15 protein-coding genes and 1 tRNA gene are annotated in these 16,098 nt (G+C 69.1%); 11 read left to right on the top strand and 5 right to left on the bottom strand.

The window, feature by feature from the left end; genetic code table 11:
* Positions 1 to 54 precede the first annotated feature (54 nt).
* The 9 genes from AC1DCT_RS06765 (at position 55) to AC1DCT_RS06725 (ending at position 9,982) form a co-directional block, all read left to right on the top strand.
* On the top strand, positions 55 to 1,365 hold the full coding sequence (locus AC1DCT_RS06765) for a sensor histidine kinase (RefSeq protein ID WP_477428165.1): 1,311 nt from the start codon (positions 55 to 57) through the stop codon (positions 1,363 to 1,365).
* Positions 1,362 to 1,979 carry a response regulator gene (locus AC1DCT_RS06760; protein WP_477428163.1) on the top strand — a complete coding sequence of 206 codons (618 nt, stop codon included), beginning with the start codon at positions 1,362 to 1,364 and terminating at the stop codon, positions 1,977 to 1,979. Before AC1DCT_RS06765 ends, AC1DCT_RS06760 begins: the two co-directional genes overlap by 4 nt.
* A 239-nt stretch (positions 1,980 to 2,218) precedes the next feature.
* On the top strand, positions 2,219 to 3,505 hold the full coding sequence (locus tag AC1DCT_RS06755) for an aspartate kinase (RefSeq protein WP_440733877.1): 1,287 nt from the start codon (positions 2,219 to 2,221) through the stop codon (positions 3,503 to 3,505).
* A 170-nt stretch (positions 3,506 to 3,675) separates the two neighbouring features.
* The gene (locus tag AC1DCT_RS06750) at positions 3,676 to 4,764 is read left to right on the top strand and encodes an aspartate-semialdehyde dehydrogenase (RefSeq protein WP_440733876.1); all 1,089 of its coding nucleotides are present in this window, start codon (positions 3,676 to 3,678) and stop codon (positions 4,762 to 4,764) included.
* A 134-nt stretch (positions 4,765 to 4,898) separates the two neighbouring features.
* Entirely contained in the window at positions 4,899 to 6,359 is a 1,461-nt protein-coding gene (gene mqo, locus AC1DCT_RS06745; RefSeq protein ID WP_440733875.1) for a malate dehydrogenase (quinone), read from the top strand.
* Positions 6,360 to 6,368: 9 nt separating this feature from the next.
* Positions 6,369 to 6,983 (top strand): thymidine kinase, encoded by a 615-nt coding sequence (locus tag AC1DCT_RS06740; RefSeq protein WP_440733874.1) that lies wholly within the window; start codon positions 6,369 to 6,371, stop codon positions 6,981 to 6,983.
* Positions 6,984 to 7,112: 129 nt separating this feature from the next.
* The gene (locus tag AC1DCT_RS06735) at positions 7,113 to 7,838 is read left to right on the top strand and encodes a FadR/GntR family transcriptional regulator (protein ID WP_477428161.1); all 726 of its coding nucleotides are present in this window, start codon (positions 7,113 to 7,115) and stop codon (positions 7,836 to 7,838) included.
* A gap of 15 nt (positions 7,839 to 7,853) precedes the next feature.
* Positions 7,854 to 9,116, top strand: a complete 1,263-nt coding sequence (locus tag AC1DCT_RS06730) for an alpha-hydroxy acid oxidase (RefSeq protein WP_477428159.1) — start codon at positions 7,854 to 7,856, stop codon at positions 9,114 to 9,116.
* Positions 9,113 to 9,982 (top strand): alpha/beta hydrolase, encoded by an 870-nt coding sequence (locus AC1DCT_RS06725; RefSeq protein WP_477428157.1) that lies wholly within the window; start codon positions 9,113 to 9,115, stop codon positions 9,980 to 9,982. Before AC1DCT_RS06730 ends, AC1DCT_RS06725 begins: the two co-directional genes overlap by 4 nt.
* A gap of 4 nt (positions 9,983 to 9,986) precedes the next feature.
* Here AC1DCT_RS06725 and AC1DCT_RS06720 read toward each other — a convergent pair whose 3' ends face one another.
* The 5 genes from AC1DCT_RS06720 to AC1DCT_RS06700 all read right to left on the bottom strand — a co-directional run bounded on the left by AC1DCT_RS06720 (position 9,987) and on the right by AC1DCT_RS06700 (position 15,298).
* Positions 9,987 to 10,769, bottom strand: a complete 783-nt coding sequence (locus AC1DCT_RS06720) for an HAD-IIB family hydrolase (protein ID WP_477428155.1) — start codon at positions 10,767 to 10,769, stop codon at positions 9,987 to 9,989.
* Positions 10,770 to 10,910: 141 nt separating this feature from the next.
* Positions 10,911 to 10,984 (bottom strand) — tRNA-Pro (locus AC1DCT_RS06715).
* Between the two features lie 116 nt (positions 10,985 to 11,100).
* Positions 11,101 to 11,655, bottom strand: coding sequence for a hypothetical protein (locus AC1DCT_RS06710; RefSeq protein ID WP_477428153.1), 555 nt, complete (start codon positions 11,653 to 11,655; stop codon positions 11,101 to 11,103).
* A gap of 59 nt (positions 11,656 to 11,714) precedes the next feature.
* Complete coding sequence (locus AC1DCT_RS06705; protein ID WP_477428151.1) at positions 11,715 to 12,650, bottom strand: metallophosphoesterase; 936 nt, start codon at positions 12,648 to 12,650, stop codon at positions 11,715 to 11,717.
* Between the two features lie 2 nt (positions 12,651 to 12,652).
* Positions 12,653 to 15,298, bottom strand: coding sequence for a transglycosylase domain-containing protein (locus AC1DCT_RS06700; RefSeq protein WP_477229558.1), 2,646 nt, complete (start codon positions 15,296 to 15,298; stop codon positions 12,653 to 12,655).
* A gap of 74 nt (positions 15,299 to 15,372) precedes the next feature.
* On the opposite strand from AC1DCT_RS06700, the gene AC1DCT_RS06695 reads away from it, so the two are divergent.
* Positions 15,373 to 15,597, top strand: coding sequence for a DUF4177 domain-containing protein (locus AC1DCT_RS06695; RefSeq protein WP_441977681.1), 225 nt, complete (start codon positions 15,373 to 15,375; stop codon positions 15,595 to 15,597).
* Positions 15,594 to 16,052, top strand: coding sequence for a RidA family protein (locus AC1DCT_RS06690; RefSeq protein WP_477428149.1), 459 nt, complete (start codon positions 15,594 to 15,596; stop codon positions 16,050 to 16,052). The genes AC1DCT_RS06695 and AC1DCT_RS06690 overlap by 4 nt, the downstream gene beginning before the upstream one ends.
* Positions 16,053 to 16,098: the final 46 nt, after the last annotated feature.

Below are 16,098 nucleotides of genomic sequence, written 5' to 3'. Positions count from 1 at the left end.
ATGAACGAGACCCGAGGGTGGGCAGACGTCCCGCTGACCCGGGAGAATCGGAGCATGAGCACCGCGCCCGCCTCCGCCCGCTGGCAGATGCTGCGCGGCGCGCGTTTCGCCCTGCACCTCATCACCGTGGTGCTCGTCGTGGTCACCACGGCCCGTGCGGGGATCGAGGGGGAGCTGCTGCCCGTTCTGCTTGCCGCGGCGGTGTACCTCGCGTGGTACGGCGCCGGCGCCGGATTCGCGCACAAGCGGGCCGCCGTCTGGTGGATGCTGGGGCTGCTCGCGATCTGGATCGGGATGCTCGCGCTGTCGGCGGAGTTCGTGTGGCTCGCGTTCCCGCTGCTGCTGCTCGCGGGCCACGTGCTGCGGCTCCCGTGGTCCCTGGCCTTCGTGGTGGCTGTGCTCGCCGCGTCGATCGTCGCGCCGATGCTGCATCCGGGCGGGGTGCAGCCCGGCACGTTGCTGGCGCACCTCATCGGCCCGCTCGTCGGGGGCGGCTTCGCCTTCGCGGTGTCCCTGGGCTACGACGCCATGCTGCGCGATGCGGCCGAGCGGGAGCGGCTCATCGACTCGATGCTGCGCGCACAGCAGGAGGCGGAGCGCCTGCACGACGAGCTCGCCGCGAGCCAGCGGGAGGCGGGCGCCACTCGTGAGCGCACTCGCCTCGCCCGCGACCTGCATGACACCATCGCGCAGGAGCTCAGCACGATCGTCATGCTCGCCCGCCTGGATCCGACGGCGCATGCGGGAGGCGTCGGCGCGGAGTCGACGGCCGCGGCCCTCGGGGTGCGCCCGGATCGCACGGCCCAGATCGAGCAACTCGCACAGCACTCGCTCACCGAGCTGCGCCGCATCGTCGCGGCCCTCGCGCCCGCGGATCTCGATGAATCCGCGCTCTCAGCCGCCCTCGCCCGCATGCTCGACGCCCTGCACGACGAGACCGGCGTCATCGGCGCGTTGCAGGTTGATCCGGACCTTCCCCCACTGTCGACGCCGATCGAGGTCGCCCTGCTGCGCGTTGCCCAGTCCGCGCTCGCGAACGTGCGTCGGCATGCGCAGGCGCAGACCGTCCAGGTCGCGCTGATGGCCCGCGGCGGATCCGTGCGACTGCGGGTCGAGGACGACGGCGTCGGGTTCGACCAGGCCGTACGCCCGTCGGACGCGTCCTACGGTCTCGCGGCGATGCGCTCGCGACTGCGCGAGGGCGGCGGAGAACTCTCGATCCGATCCGCTCCCGGTGCCGGCACCACCATCGAGGCCGCGCTGCCGCTCGGCACTCCCGCCGGTGCTCGCACCGACACCGGCGCGGGCATCGAGAGCGGAATCGGCTCCGGCACCGCCTCAGGTGCCGAGGGAGGTGCGGCATGAGCGTCCGGCTGATCATCGTCGACGACCACCCGATTGTGCGTGCCGGGATCCGCGCCGTCGTCGAGGCGCGCGGCTTCGACGTGCTCGCCGAGGTCGGCACGGGCGAAGAGGCCGTCACGGCCGCCCGCGAGCTGCACCCCGACGTCGTGCTCTGCGATCTGCGCCTCGGGGAGGGCATGGACGGGGTCGCCACGACCGCGGCGCTGCGGGCGCTCCCGGCTCCGCCCGCGGTGCTGATCCTCACCACGTTCGATCATGACGCGCAGATCGTCCGCGCGGTGGAGGCGGGCGCCGCCGGCTATCTGCTCAAGGAGGTGGGCGTCGAGGTCATCTCCCGGGCGATCGTGGACGCGGCGGCCGGATCCACGGTGCCCACCCCGGGCGGGGACGAGCGCCTGGTCGCCGCGCTGCGCGCACCACGGGTCGAGCTGACGGCGCGTGAGCAGGAGGTGCTGGCGCTTGTGGCCGAAGGACTCAGCAACCGCGAGATCGCGGTGCGGCTGTTCGTCACCGAGGCCACCGTGAAGACGCACATCGTTCATCTGCTCGACAAGCTGGGCGCTGAGAGCCGCACGGGCGCCGTCTCGGAGGCCCGTCGGCGCGGTCTGCTCTAACCGTTGCGGGCGGATGTCGCCACGGCCCACATCGACCGCGAGACTCCATCTCCGTAACGAGACTGCAGTCCAGGCACGCAGTCTCGTTACGGAGATGGAGTCTCGCGGAGGGGGCTGGGCAGAGGTAGCGCCGGATACCGTCGCAGGCGCCGTCACATACCGGATCCGGCATGGAGTGCGCTCGTAGAATGTGCGGTGGTGCGCCGCTTCCGGCGCCCGGCATCCCCCAGGAGTGATCCGTGGCCCTCATCGTGCAGAAGTACGGCGGCTCGTCCGTCGCCGACGCAGAGAGCATCAAGCGCGTCGCCAAGCGCATCGTCGACACGCGTCGCGCCGGGCACGACGTCGTCGTCGCCGTCAGCGCGATGGGCGACACCACGGACGAGCTGCTCGACCTGGCGGCTCAGGTCGCGCCGATCCCCGCGCCACGCGAGCTCGACATGCTGCTGTCCAGCGGGGAGCGCATCTCGATGGCGCTGCTCGCGATGGCGATCCATTCGATGGGCTTCGACGCGCGCTCGTTCACCGGACCGCAGGCCGGCATGCGCACTGACAGCCGGCACGGGTCCGCACGCATCGTCGAGGTCACCCCGACGCGCCTGCGCGAGGCGCTCGATGAGGGTGCGATCGTCATCGTCGCCGGTTTCCAGGGCATCAACGACGACACGCAGGACATCACGACCCTGGGCCGTGGCGGATCCGACACCACCGCGGTCGCACTGGCCGCCGCTCTCGACGCCGACGTCTGTGAGATCTACAGTGACGTCGACGGCATCTTCACGGCCGATCCGCGTGTGGTGCCGCTCGCGCACAAGCTTTCGCACGTCTCGAGCGAGGAGATGCTCGAGCTTGCCGCGAACGGCGCCAAGGTGCTGTACATCCGCGCCGTCGAGTACGCGCGCCGGCACGGCGTCCTGATCCACGCCCGGTCGAGCTTCACGTCGACGGAGGGCACCTACGTTCTGGGCGAGGGCATGAAGAACCCCCGCGAATCCGAGGGAGCTGTCATGGAAGAGCCGATCGTCGCCGGTGTCGCCACCGACCTCAGCCAGGCCAAGGTCACCGTCGCGGGCGTCCCCGACGTGCCGGGCAAGGCCGCGGAGATCTTCAAGATCGTCGCCAAGTCCGGCGCGAACGTCGACATGATCGTGCAGAACGTATCGGCCGCCTCCACGGGACGCACGGACATCTCCTTCACGCTGCCGAAGTCCGACGCCTCGGCGGCGCTCAAGGCGCTCGCCGCCGAGCAGTCCGACGTGGGCTTCGAGAGCCTCCTGCACGACGACCAGATCGGCAAGCTCTCGGTCGTGGGCGCGGGCATGCGCACCCACTCGGGAGTCTCCGCGATCCTCTTCGAAGCGCTGTCGACCTCGGGCGTGAACCTGGAGATGATCTCGACCTCCGAGATCCGGATCTCCGTCGTCGTGCGCGGCGACGAGCTCGCCGAGGCCGCACGCGTCGTGCATGCCGCGTACGGCCTGGACGGCGAGGTCGAAGCCGTCGTCGCCGCGGGCACCGGCCGCTGACCCGCCGCTGGTCTCCACTACCGGATCCGGACTTCTCCCGGACCCGGTAGAATCGCCCAAACCCTGACACCGGCGCCAGGCGCGGACTGATCCGCCATACCCGGCGACCGCGCCTCCGCCTCGTCCGCCGTCCGGCACCCGCCGCGGCACGAAGCCAAGGAAGCACCCTCATGACCCGCATCTCCGACTCAGGACTCTCCGTCGCCATCGTCGGCGCCACCGGCCAGGTGGGCACCGTCATGCGCGACATCCTCGCGGAGCGCTCCTTCCCGATCCGCGAGCTGCGCCTGTTCGCCTCGGCCCGCTCGGCCGGCACCGCGATCGACTTCGGCGGCATCCCGGTCATCGTCGAGGACGTCGAGACCGCGGATCCGGCCGGCGTCGAGATCGCGCTGTTCTCCGCCGGCGCCACCGCGAGCCGCGCCTACGCCCCCCGCTTCGCCGCGGCCGGCGCCGTCGTGGTCGACAACTCCAGCGCCTGGCGGATGGACCCCGAGGTGCCGCTCGTGGTGAGCGAGGTCAACCCCGAGGCGATCGACGACACCCCCAAGGGCATCATCGCGAACCCGAACTGCACCACGATGGCCGCGATGCCCGTGCTCAAGGCGCTGCACGACGAGGCCGGTCTCGAGCGCTTGATCGTGTCGACCTACCAGGCCGTGAGCGGATCCGGTCTCGCGGGCGCGCAGGAGCTGCTCGGTCAGGTCGAGGGCGTGCTCGCCCAGGGCGACACCCTGAAGCTCGTGCACGACGGCTCCGCACTCGACTTCCCGCAGCCGGAGAAGTATGTGGCGCCGATCGCGTTCGACGTGATTCCGCTCGCCGGATCCGTCGTCGATGATGGCCTCAACGAGACCGACGAGGAGAAGAAGCTCCGCAACGAGAGCCGCAAGATCCTCGGCCTGCCCGACCTCCGGGTCGCGGGGACGTGCGTGCGCGTGCCGGTGTTCACCGGGCACTCGCTGTCGATCAACGTCGAGTTCGCCAACGAGATCAGCCCGCAGCGCGCATACGACGTGCTCGCCGCCGCGCCGGGCGTCGTGGTCGAAGAGGTGCCGACGCCGCTGTACGCCGCAGGCAAGGACCCGAGTTACGTCGGCCGGATCCGCGCCGACCAGTCCGCACCGGAGGGCAAGGGCCTCGTGCTGTTCATCAGCAACGACAACCTTCGCAAGGGCGCCGCGCTGAACGCGGTGCAGGTTGCCGAGCTCGTCGCGGCGCGTCTGGGCGCGGGCGTCCCGGAGCGTCTGGGCGCCTGACTCGGGTTTGCCGGGCCGGTCGAAAGGCCTGGAACCGTGCAGCTCGCCTCGTGATGTCCGTCGTGGCGAATGTCCGGCGATGGATGGCCGCCTCGGCGAATATCTCGGCTCTCGCGGACAACTAGACTGTTCGAGTGACTGAATCCGTCGACGTCGTCCTCATCGGCGGTGGCATCATGAGCGCCACCCTGGGAACCCTGCTGCGTGAACTGCAGCCCGACTGGAAGGTCGTGGCCTTCGAGCGGCTGAGCGACGTCGCGGAGGAGAGCTCGAACGCGTGGAACAACGCGGGCACGGGCCACGCGGCGCTGTGCGAGCTGAACTACATGCCCGAGGGCAAGGGCGGCACGCTGGATCCGGCGAAGGCGATCGGCATCAACGAGCAATTCCAGCTCAGCCGTCAGCTGTGGTCGACGCTGGTCGACCGCGGTGTGCTCGACGCGCCCACGACCTTCATCAACTCCACGCCGCACATGACGTTCGTGCGCGGGCAGAAGGATGTCGACTACCTGCGTCACCGCTACGAGGTCCTGAAGGAGCAGCCGCTTTTCGCGGGGATCGAGTTCAGCGAGGACTCCCGCGTCATCAACCAGTGGGCGCCCCTGCTGATGGAGCAGCGCCGCAAGGGCGAGCCGTTCGCCGCGACCCGGGTGCCGAGCGGCACCGATGTCGACTTCGGATCCCTCACCCGCCAGCTCTTCGACCACCTCACCGAGGACGATCGCTTCACGCTGCTGCGCAACCATGAGGTCCGCAAGCTCAAGCAGCGCAAGGACGGCACCTGGGACGTCCGCTACCGCAACGTCGTCGGGCACACCCCGGGCTCGGTCAATGCGCGCTTCGTGTTCGTCGGGGCCGGCGGCTGGGCGCTCAAGCTGCTGCAGGGATCCGGGATCTCCGAGATCAAGGGCTACGGCTGCTTCCCGATCGGCGGCCAGTGGCTGAAGACGTCGAATCCGGCGATCGTCGCCAAGCACCAGGCCAAGGTCTACTCGCAGGCTCCGGTCGGCGCTCCGCCGATGTCGGTGCCGCACCTCGACACCCGCGTCGTAGACGGCGAGACGAGCCTGCTGTTCGGCCCGTTCGCCACGTTCAGCCCGAAGTTCCTGAAGCAGGGCGGGATGCTGGACATCGTCACCCAGGTGCGCCCGCACAACCTGGGCAGCATGCTCAAGGTCGCGTTCACGAACTTCGACCTCATCAAGTACCTGGTCAGCGAGCTGCTGAAGACGCACCGCAAGAAAGTCGACACACTGCGGGAATTCATGCCCACCGCGCAGGACGGCGACTGGGAGCTGCTCCAGGCCGGTCAGCGCGCGCAGGTCATGAAGGGCGGCAAGCTGCAGTTCGGCACAGAGGTCGTCGCGGCCGCCGACGGCACGATCGCGGGCCTGCTCGGGGCCTCCCCGGGAGCGTCCACCGCGGTGCCGGTCATGCTGGACGTGCTGCAGCGCTGCTTCCCGGAGCAGTACGGCGAGTGGGAGCCGAAGCTGCAGGAGCTGATCCCGACCCTCGGCGAGAAGCTCAACGACTCCGCCGCCGACGCGCGCGCATCGATGGGCGCCACCGCGAAGACGCTCGACCTGACGGCCTGATCCGACGCCGTGGCCAAGCTGTACTTCCGCTACGGGGCGATGAACTCCGGCAAGTCCACGGCGCTGCTGCAAGCCGCGTACAACTACGAGGAGCGCGGCCAGCACGTGCTGCTGGCCAAGCCCGCGATCGACACCAAGGGCGCTTCGCAGGTGGAGAGCCGCCTCGGCATGACCCGTGAGGTCGACTTCCTGATCGGGGCGGGGGAGGGTGCGCGAGCGCTGTTCCATCGCGAGCGCGACCGTGTCCGGCGTGCCGGCAACGACGTCGCCTGCCTGCTCGTGGACGAGGCGCAGTTCCTGGATCCGGCGCAGGTCGACGACCTGTTCCGCATCTCGGTCGAGGATGACATCCCGGTGCTCGCGTACGGCATCCGCAACGACTTCCTCACTCACGCCTTCCCGGGATCCGGACGCCTGCTCGCGATCGCGCACACGCTCGAGGAGCTCAAGACGATCTGCCGTTGCGGTCGCAAGGCCGTGTTCAACGGACGCCGGATCGGGGACCGCTTCGTGTTCGACGGCGACCAGGTCGCGATCGACGGCGCGGGCGATGAGCTCGTCACCACCTACGAGTCGCTCTGCGGTCACTGCTACCTGCAGGAGTCCGGCGGCCGCCTGGGCTGACCTTCTCCCTTCGAGTTGTCCCCCTCAGCACGGTCCATGGCCCGTGCTGAGGGGGACAACTCGGTTGTGAAGGGTGGTTGCGTGGTCTGACCACACGCCCTAAGCTGTGGTCTGACCACAGGAGGACCGATGCCCGACCGCAGCGACACGCCCGCGCGCACCTGGCGCACGGTGCTGCAGCACGTCGAACAGCGACTCCTGGATGGCGAGCTCGGCCCCGGTAACAGGCTGCCCAGCGAACGCGATCTGGCGGCCGGGCTCGGGGTGGGCCGCTCCAGCGTGCGCGAGGCGATCCGGGTGCTCGAGGTGATGGGACTCATCCGCACGTCGACCGGATCCGGCCCGCAGGCGGGGGCGATCGTCATCGCCGCTCCCGGAGGGGGTCTTTCCGCGCTGCTGCGTCTCCAGGTCGCCGCGCAGAGTTTCCCGATCGCCGACGTCGTCGGAACCCGCCTCATCCTGGAACAGGCCGTCGTCACAGCTCTCGCCGGGGGAGAGGGCGATACAGCGGAGGCCCATCGGCTCCTCGACGCGATGGACGCCGACCTGGATGCCGCCGACTTCCTCGCCCTTGACGCGCAGCTGCACCTCACGCTGGCCGAGGCCAGCGGCAACACCGTGGTCTCGGCGATGATGACGGGCCTGCGCGACAGCATCGAATCGTACGTCCGCACCGGATCCGCCGGAATCGATGATTGGACGGACATGACGGCGCGGCTCCGCGCCGAGCATCGCGACATCGTCCGTGCGATCGATGAGGGCCGCGCCGACGCGGCGGCGGCGCTCGTGCGCGACCACATCACCGGCTACTACGCCGCGACCGGCTTGGCCGGCGCGGCCGACACGAACCCTTGATCGGAAGGACCCTCCATGGTGCAGCGCCAGCTCCCCAACCCCGCCGAGATCTTCGAGCTGATGAGTTTCAAGAAGCCCGAACTCGACGGCACGAAGCGCCGCCTTGAGGGGGCGCTGACGATCTCGGATCTGCGCACGATCGCGAAGCGTCGCACGCCCAAGGCCGCCTTCGACTACACCGACGGTGCGGCCGAGGGCGAGCTGTCGCTGGCACGCGCCCGGCAGGCGTTCGAGGATGTGGAGTTCCACCCGGGGATACTCGCCCCGGCCCCCGAGCTGGACATGTCCACGACGATCCTCGGCGCTCCGAGCGCGTTGCCCTTCGGGATCGCGCCGACGGGGTTCACGCGCCTCATGCAGACCGAGGGCGAGGTCGCCGGGGCGGGTGCCGCCGCGGCCGCCGGGATCCCCTTCACGCTGTCCACGCTCGGAACGACCTCGATCGAGGACGTCAAGGCCACCAACCCGCACGGGCGCAACTGGTTCCAGCTGTACGTGATGCGCGACCGTGAGATCTCCTACGGCCTCACCCGCCGCGCCGCCGAGGCCGGGTTCGACACACTGATGTTCACGGTCGACACTCCGGTCGCGGGTGCGCGCCTGCGGGACAAGCGCAACGGGTTCTCGATCCCGCCGCAGCTCACCCTCGGAACCATCATCAACGCGATCCCGCGGCCGTGGTGGTGGATCGACTTCCTGACCACTCCCAAGCTCGAGTTCGCGTCGCTGTCGACAACCGGGGGCACCGTCGGAGAGTTGCTCGATGCGGCGATGGATCCCACGATCGGCTATGACGATCTCGAGGTGATCCGCGGCATCTGGCCCGGCAAGCTCATCGTGAAGGGCGTGCAGACGGTCGAGGACGCGGTGCGGCTGAAGGACACCCACGGCGTGGACGGCGTGGTGCTCTCCAACCACGGCGGCCGTCAGCTCGACCGGGCGCCGATCCCGTTCCACCTGCTGCCGCAGGTGCGCAAGACCGTGGGCGAGGACTTCACGGTCATGGTCGACACCGGCATCATGAACGGCGCCGACATCGTCGCCGCGGTCGCCCTGGGCGCGGACTTCACGCTCATCGGGCGCGCCTACCTGTACGGCCTCATGGCCGGCGGACGCCGCGGAGTGGACCGCACGATCGCGATCCTGCGCACCGAGATCGAACGCACGATGCGCCTGCTCGGGGTCTCATCGCTGGCCGAACTGGAACCGCGTCACGTCACCCAGCTCACCCGCATGGTGCCGGTGGCGTCGAGCGCCGCCGAGGTCGCGACGCGATGACCTCCGATGCCTCGGGCCGGGTCGACGTCGAGGACCGGCGCATCGACGGTCCGCATGGAGCGATCCCGGTGCGGGTGTATCACCCGTCCGCGCCCGCGGGGCCAGGGCTGGTCTGGCTGCACGGTGGCGGCTTCTCCGGGGGCGACCTGGACATGCCGGAGGCGGACTGGGTCTCACGCTCCTTCGCGGAGCGCGGCATCGCGGTCGTCTCCGTGGACTACCGGCTGGCGCCGCCGCGTCTCAGTGGGGTCGCGCGTGCCGGGCTGAGCGGCGCGCACCACCCGGTGCCCGTGGACGATGTCGTGGCGGCCTTCGCCTGGGCGGTGGAGTCCGGGGTCGCCGGCGGACCGTGGGCGCTCGGCGGCACCAGCGCCGGCGGCAACCTCGCGGCCTCCGCCACGCTGCGGCTGTCCGGCCGGGCCGGTACCGCGATGCCGGCCCTGGCCGTGCTGGCGTATCCGACGCTCCTGGCGGTGCAGCCTGCGCCGGATCAGGCGTTACGTGCTGCGCTGGACGCGGATCCCGACGCCGACGTGTTCGGTCCGGACTCCGTACGCACGATGTACGAGAACTACCTCGGGGGCCCGGTGAGCCAGGCGACGCCGTCGGCGGCCCCCGGCCTCGCGAGCATCGCCGAGGTGGCGGGCTACCCGCCCGTGATCATGATCAACGCCGAGGTCGACGAGCTCCGCGTGTCGGGGGAGCTCTTCGCCCGCACGCTCGCGGCCGCGGGGATCCCGGTCGAGGTCGCCACCGAACCCGGCACGACACACGGCTACCTCAACCGCCCCGAAGAGGCGGCGGCGACAGCCTCGATCGAGCGCTATGCCGCGCGGATCCGCGGGCTCGCGCGAGACGTCGACTGAGGCGTCAGAGCGCCTGTCGGGCGACGGAATCGGCGTCCAGCACGGGCAGCAGGGCGTCGAGGTGGTCCGCGGTGTCCTCCCAGCCCTCCACGGCGACGCAGGGCACGCCGAGGGCCTTGACGGGGTAGTCGTTGCCGCCCTCGTCGAGGCGGTCGCCGTAGAAGAGCATGTCCGTGAAGGGGATCGCGGTTCGTTCGGCGAGCTCGGTCATGCCGTAGGCCTTGTCGATGCCGGCGCGCGTGATGTCGATCGACGTGGATCCGCCGGAGCGGACTTCGAGGTCGGGTATGCGGGGGGCGACGGCGTCGCGGAGGGCGGCGCGCCGCGATCCGTCGGGGTCCCAGGCCTTCTTCGCGTCGTGGGGGGCCTTCTGACCGAGGGCGGAGAAGGTGATCTGCGAGCCGCGGTCTTCGAGGATGGGGCCCCAGGTCTCGCTCTCCCAGAGTCCGAGGCGGTGCGCCTCTTCTTCGAGGGCGGCGAGAGCGGCGGTCTTCTGCTGGTCGCTGAGGTCGCGGGCGTAGACGAGGGTGAAGTCGGATCCGTCGTGACGAAGGTAGCGGGTGCCGCAGGTGGGCAGCAGGTGGATGCGCTGCAGGAGCCGGGCGTCGGCGCCGAGCCGGGAGACGACCTGGGTGCGGAACTGCTCCTCGTTGCCGCCGGAGATGATCGCGACCTCGACCCGCTGCGCCAGGGCGAGGAGCAAGTCGGCGATGCGGGGATCGATCGCGCTCTTGGAGGGCGCGAGAGTGTCGTCGAGGTCGAAGGCGACCAGGCGGGGCGTCGTCATAGCAGTTCCAGCGTAGAGGATCCGGGTGAGAGGGAGCCGGGCCGGGTTCTCGACGCTGTCTAGGAGCCCTTTCTTCACTACCGCGATCAAACGCAAGTGAGGGACCGGCCCTGGCGGGCTGGTCCCTCACTTGCGTTTACGTCGGGGTGACAGGATTTGAACCTGCGGCCTCTTCGTCCCGAACGAAGCGCGCTACCAAGCTGCGCCACACCCCGTGGCAACCGTTCAAGTCTATACGGCGAGCGCGCCAGGAGCGAATCGAGGTGGAACCCGCGCGTGGCGGGCCGAAGCTGCCGCGGCCATGAGGATCTTCGTCGCGCGGCCGCGAACGTCAGGTGGCCGGCACCCATTCGACGTTCATGTCGGGACGGATCACGACCGTCTCGCCGGGCTGGAGGGGGTGATCACCCGGGTCGGAACCGACGTGGTTGTACCGCCCGACCATGAGGGGGTTCGTGCAGAGACGGTCGCCGACGCTCCACGTGTTGTCTCCGGGTGCGGCCGTGTAGCTGACGATATTCCCCACTGCGTCGCGGCTCACCGTTCCGGTCGCGCCCGTGGAAGATCCGCGGTCTTCCGCCTCACCGATGAGCCTGCCGTAACTGTGGCTGTTCACCTCGAAGATCTCGATCTTCGAGTAGCTCGTGCACCCCTTCGGGAGTTCGCTCGCTTTCACGCTGATCCCGTCGCCGAGCCAGATGACGCGGTCCGGGTCGGGGGACGGCATGGACGTGGGATCAGGTGTGGCTTCAGTTGCGCTTTCCGCGGTCGGCTGAACGTGACGTGCAGACGTGACGGCCGAGACGACGGGCACTGCGGCCACAGCCGCGAGGCAGGCGACGGCGAGACCGACGATCGTGTACGTGATCATCGAGGAGCGCTTCATGGTTCGAACCCAACGCTCCGAAGATAAGAATTCACCGAAGATCAGGATTCCGAGGCCAGTCAGCCCCGGGGCAGCAGCGTCAGCAGCGTCGCCTCGGGGCGGCAGGCGAAGCGGATCGGCGCGTAGATCGAGTGCCCGCAGCCGGCGCTCACGTTCAGCGGCACCGTGCGTCCGGCGTGCGTCCAGGTGCTGAGACCCTTCGCCTGCTTCAGCGGAATGTCGCAGTTGGCCACGATCGCGCCGAAACCGGGGACGCAGACCTGGCCGCCATGCGTGTGGCCGCCCAGGATCGCGTCGGCGCCGAGATCGGTGAACGAGTTAAGCACGCGCTGGTACGGTGCGTGCGTGACGCCCAGGACGGGCACGTCGGCCGGGCGAGGTCCCAGTGCGTCGATCGCGGCAGGCAGCGCATCGAGATCGTCCCAGTCGCGGTGCGCGTCGTCGACGCCGAACAGATCCACCCGCTCGCCGGCCACGGTCAGTGACGTCGCAGCATTGTTCAGATCGTGCCAGCCCAGTTCGTCTGTGAAGAACGCATCCATGGCTGGTGTGTCGAGTTTCGGCGCCGTAGCGACGCGTGCCGACGGGCCCGTGAAATAGCGGAAGGGGTTGCGCGGCGACGGCGCGTGGACGTCGTTCGAGCCGTGCACGAAGACGCCCGGCGTTCCGGCGAACGGGGCGAACGCCGCGCGGACGCCTTCGAGTCCGCGCTCATGACCGAGGTTGTCGCCGGTGTTCACGACGAGGTCGGGGCGCAGTTCCGCCAGCGAAGCGAGCCAGCGCTGCTTACGGTGCTGCCACGGCGCCATGTGGGCGTCGGACACGTGCAGGATCCGCAGCGGGCGCGATCCTGCGGGCAGCGATCGCGCGGTCGCGTGGCGCAGCGTGAAGAGGTAGCGCTCGATGCCGATGCCCCAGGTGGCGGCCGCGACACCGGCGGCCCCCACCGCACCGAGTGCGATGAGGGCCGAACGGGTGGTGCGAGAGGTCGTCATCCTCAGCAGTTCTTCTTCACGTAGTTGAGCGTGACGGAGGAGCCCTTCGGAGCCGCTGTCCCTGCGGCGGGGTTCGTCGCGGACACGGTGCCGGAATCGTCGCCGTTACCCGGGGTGCAGGTGCCCTTCGCCGCCTGGAAGCCCGCGGCCTTCAGCGCGTTGGCCGCGTCGCCCATTGTCATGCCGACCACGTTCGGCACCGTGGCGCCCTGGCCATTGCTCGGCGAGATCGTGATCGTGCTGCCCGTGACGACCTGACCGGGACCCGGATCCTGCTGGGCGACTTGATCCGTCGGCAGGTTGCTCTGCACGGCGGCGCCGACGGAGACGGAGAATCCGGCGCCCTGGAGCGTCTGCGTCGCCTGGTCGACGGTCATGCCGACCACGCTCGGCAGGTTCGTGTACGACTGCTTGAGCGCGCTTTGGTTCGGACTTGGGAAGTCGCCTCCAGGGAACAGGCTGTCCGCAGCCGTCAGAATGTCCCTGCCCAGGCCGTAACGGATGTTGTTCACGCTGGTGCCCTGCGTCTCGAAGTCGTCGATGACGACGTTGCCGCTTGCCTGGCCGACCCAGATTCCCGTGGTGGACGCCGTCGATGACGCCATGAGCATCGTCTGCTGGTTGTTGTGCGAACCGGTCTTGCCGATGAGTGACGTGCCATCGCCTGGGTTTGCCTGAGAACCCGTGCCGCCACCGCTCATGACGCCCTGCAGCGCATACGCCGCCGCCGCGGCGATCTCCGGCTTGATGACTTCGGTGCACGTGGTCGGCGGCAGAGAGAGCTCAGAGCCGTCGGGTCCGGTGATCTTATCGATCGCGTGCGGCGCGCAACGGGTGCCGTTGTTCGCGATAGCTGCGTACACGGAGGCCATGTCGAGCGGCGCGATGTTCTTCGATCCGAGCACGTCGAACGGTGCAGGTGCGGATGCGAGAGTATTCCCCTGGTCATCGAGAATCTCGGCCCGATTGTTCACCGGGATCATCGCGCCCTTGTACTCGGTGCCCAAGTGCAGACCCATCCGAGCTGCGACGTCGTTGATGTCGCAGAGGTCGAGCTTTGCGGCCATCGCCAGGAAGCCGCTGTTCAGTGACGCCGCGGTGAACTGCATCGGCGTGCCGACATAGCCGCGCTGATTCTGGAAGTTGCCGATCTCACCGGTGTCGGCGGGCATCGTATCGGTGCCGCACTTGAACGTAAGCCGCTGCAGGTTGCCGTTCACCGACTCGCGGAGAGAATGTCCCTTTTCCAGCCAGTCGATGAGGGTGAAGACCTTGTAGGTGGATCCGACCGAGAAGCCGATGCCTCCGCCGTGAGCCTGATCGGCCGCGTAGACGATGCCCGTCTGCCCAGGAGGCGCGTCTTGCGCCTCGTTGAAAACAGTGTTCTGCGCGAGCGCGAGGATCCTGCCGGTCTTGGGGTCGAGGTTCACGGCCGCCGCTCCGAAGTCCATGCCGTCGATCGTCGGAGTGGTGCGGTCGTGCATGGCTTGCACGGCGGCGCCCTGCATCGGCGCGGACAGGGTCGTGTAGACGTTCAGGCCACCGCGAAGCAGCTTGTCCGAGCGATCCTTCTGCGGTCCGAGTGCGGAGTCGAGCGATGAGTCACCCTCGAGCGTCGCCTGCACATACTTGCAGAAGTAGGCGTTGTCGCCTGCGTCAGCACAACCTGAAGAGGGCGTCTTGATCGCCGGTGTGATCGGCTGCGCCTTGTCGGCCTCGTACTCCGCCTCGGTGATCTTTCCGAGAACTTCCATGCGGCTGAGCACATAGTTCCGGCGCACGAGAGTGTCGTGGTAACCGTCCGCCTGCGAGTTCTTGCAGTTCTTGCCGTCCTTGTCGCAGTCGTACGTGCCACCGGGCATGTCGATACGGAAGGCGTTCGGGTTCTGCACCATGCCGACGAGCGTCGCGGCCTGCACTGCGTTGAGCTGCGAGGCGGAGACGCTGAAGTAGCGCTGCGCCGCGGCCTCGATGCCGTACGTGGTGCCGCCGAAGTTCACCAGGTTCAGGTAGCCGATGAGGATGTCGTTCTTGGAATACTGCTTCTCGATCGCCGTGGCGTAGCGGATCTCCTGCAGTTTGCGGGCGATGCCCTTGGAGCCGACGGCGGAGGCCGCGTCGACCCAGCACTGCTGGAGCTTGTCGTCACGCTTCTCGTCGGAGAGGGGAACGCCCTTCTCGCACTCCTGCAGCAGAACGTTCTTCACGTACTGCTGGCTGATGGACGACCCGCCGTTGGTGGCGGATCCGCTCACGTTGCCGACGACGGCCTTGATGGTTCCGGCGATGTCGATCCCGCCGTGCGAGTAGAAGTTCTTGTCCTCGCTCGCCAGCAGCGCGTCGTACAGCACTGGAGCGACCTGGTTGTAGGTCACCGGAACGCGGTTCTGGTCGTAGAACCGCGCCATGACCTGATCGTTGCCGGCGGCGTCCTTGGAGTAGATCGTCGTCGGCTGCATCGGACGGTCGACCTTCAGATTGGAGGGCAGGCCTTCGAACATGTCGATCGACTGGGCGGCGGCAGCTCCGGTGACGGCGAACACCGGAGTGACAGTGGCCGTGACGAGCACACCGGCGACGACGCTGAGACCGACAAGGCCGGCCAGGCCGCTGAGCACACCGGTGAGCGTGCGTTTGGTCTGAGGCATACGCTTGATCGTAGGGGAGTTCCCTGAACGCAAACTTTGACGCGCCCGAGCGCGTCCGTCCCTCCGGGAGAGCCATGACCACGTGGGAATACCTCACCACACCGCTGCTGATCCACAACACCGCCGCCATCCTGAACAACTGGGGCAAGCAGGGCTGGGAGCTGGTGCAGGTCGTCACCGGGCCCGAGGGCGGGCTCGTCGCGTACCTCAAGCGCCCGGTCGGCGGCGACAGCGCCGCCAACACCGGCCTTTCCGCGGCCGCGGAGGCCGCGCGCCAGTTCGAAGGAGAATCTGCATGACCATCAGCGCCCGCCTCGCCGAGCTCGGCATCGAGCTGCCGTCCGTCGCCGCCCCTGTGGCCGCCTACGTGCCCGCCCGGGTGCATGCCGGACTCGTGTACACCTCCGGTCAGCTGCCGTTCGTGGCCGGATCCCTCCCCACGACGGGCAAGGTCGGCGCGGAGGTCCCGGCGGATGCCGCCAAGGGGCTCGCCCGCGTGTGCGCGCTGAACGCGATCGCCGCGGCCGCCGATGCGGCCGGCGGCGTGGACCGCCTCGGCGGAGTGCTGCGCGTGGGCGGTTTCGTTGCCTCGGACCCGTCGTTCTCGGGCCAGCCCGGCGTGATCAACGGCGCGAGCGAGGTGCTGGGTGAGGTCTTCGGCGACGCCGGCAAGCACGTCCGTGCCGCCGTCGGCGTGTCGGTGCTGCCACTGGACAGCCCGGTCGAGGTCGAGGTCGTCTTCACCCTCGCCTGAGTCCTTCACGACAGAAGGGGCCGCTCTCCGTTCGGAGAGCGGCCCC

The sequence above is a fragment of the Microbacterium sp. 10L49 genome (assembly GCF_056395125.1).
Note: the sequence above shows the minus strand (reverse complement) of the source record. Positions and strands in the feature narration are given on the sequence as shown.